The sequence below is a fragment of the Methanoregula sp. genome, from assembly GCF_049690535.1.
GTDB lineage: Archaea > Halobacteriota > Methanomicrobia > Methanomicrobiales > Methanospirillaceae > Methanoregula.
In genome coordinates, this window is the sequence record NZ_JBAVMX010000138.1 from 1 (window position 1) to 1,559 (window position 1,559).

Here is a 1,559-nt window from a genome sequence, read left to right on the forward strand (position 1 = left end):
CTCGCCCTGCTGGGTTACGATCCCCACACGTATTACACCGGACGGGGCCCGCTCGAATGTGAAGGCTCGGGCATCCACATGGAACCGGGCATGATCGGCTTCCGGTGCAACTACGCGACACTTTCACCCGAAGGACTCGTAACCGACCGAAGGGCCGGGCGAATCCATGACACGGCTGCCCTCTCGCAGGCTATCCAGAACGGGGTCGACCTCTCGAAGTTCGGCGTGGAGTTCGTATTCCGGTCCGGGGCCGGGCACCGGGCGGCACTCGCCCTCAAAGGCGAGGGGCTCGGGCACTGCGTCTCCTCGAACGACCCGAAGAAGGATCACGTGGCACCCCTCACTGTCACCCCGGTCAGGACACTCGAAAAAGACAAAAAGACCGCGGAGGTCTGCAACGAATTTGTGCGGCAGTCAAAGAAGATCCTCTTTGAGCACCCCCTGAATAAGGAACGCCTCGCACAGGGCCAGAACCCGGCAAACATCGTGCTGATGCGGGGCGCCGGTGAGATGGGCCACTTCGAACCGTTCGAAAAGAAATACGGGTTGTCAGGGAGTGTGATTGCCGCTGCAAGTCTCATCACCGGCATCGGGAACGCAGTCGGTCTTGCCAAGGTACCGGTCGAAGGGATCACCGGCTCGCAGGACAGCAATATCAAAGGGAAGATCACCGCAGCGGTCAAAGAGCTGGAGACAAAGGATTTCGTCCTCGTGAACATCAAGGGAGCAGACGAATCGGGCCACGACGGGCTTGCGGCCCAGAAGAAGCTCTTTATCGAGAAAGTCGATGCCGTGCTCCCGCCGCTCCTGGTACTCAAGGACTGCATCATCGTCATCTGCGCCGACCACTCCACACCCTGCTGCATCAAGGACCACAGCGCCGACCCGGTGCCGGTGCTGATTTATGGAGACGGTGTCCGGGTGGACGATGTCACCGAGTACGGGGAACGCTCCTGCGCTAAAGGAGGGCTCTGCCGGATCACGGGCGCCGGCCTCCTGCCGACTGCCATCGACCTGATAAACCAGGCGCACAAGTACGGGGCATGACAACGATGAGGGCGCCTGCGGGGGATCGATGAGCGGGGAATCGGTAAAAAACTGGCACAGGCACTGTCTCCTTCCCGACGGGACGGAACTCCAGGAGCACAGCATCAAGACCGACCGGGATATCATGGTCGGCGAGTTCTGCCAGATCGATTACGGGCTGCGGGGTAAGGATGTCTACGTGGGTGAGTCGACAACGATTCGTGAGTATGTCTGGGCAAGCGGCGATGCACGGATCGGAAACCTCTGCGAAATCGGGAGCGATGTGATCGCAAAGCAGGACGCGTACATCGGCGAGGGCGTCAAAATTGCCGGGAAACTGGTCGTGAGCGGGACACTTGACATCGGCGAGAAAGTGGAGCTCGCAGAGGGTTTCGAGGCGACCGGTGAGATCGCGGTGCGAAACCCGATGCCGGTGCTCGTCTTTATTCTCATCTATCTCATGACGATGCTCAGGATCCAGAACGAGAAGGAACTCGACCGGATCCTCGACAACCTCTTTACCGAAGAAGACG

1 protein-coding gene and 1 pseudogene are annotated in these 1,559 nt (G+C 59.8%); both read left to right on the forward strand.

The genetic code is table 11. From position 1 onward, the window contains the following. Positions 1–1,047, forward strand: a 1,047-nt coding sequence (gene apgM, locus WCE46_RS10890) for a 2,3-bisphosphoglycerate-independent phosphoglycerate mutase (protein WP_424733747.1), incomplete at its 5' end; no start/stop codon positions are given. 28 nt (positions 1,048–1,075) lie between these two features. Then, positions 1,076–1,559, forward strand: a pseudogene (locus tag WCE46_RS10895) (polymer-forming cytoskeletal protein); the annotation flags it as partial.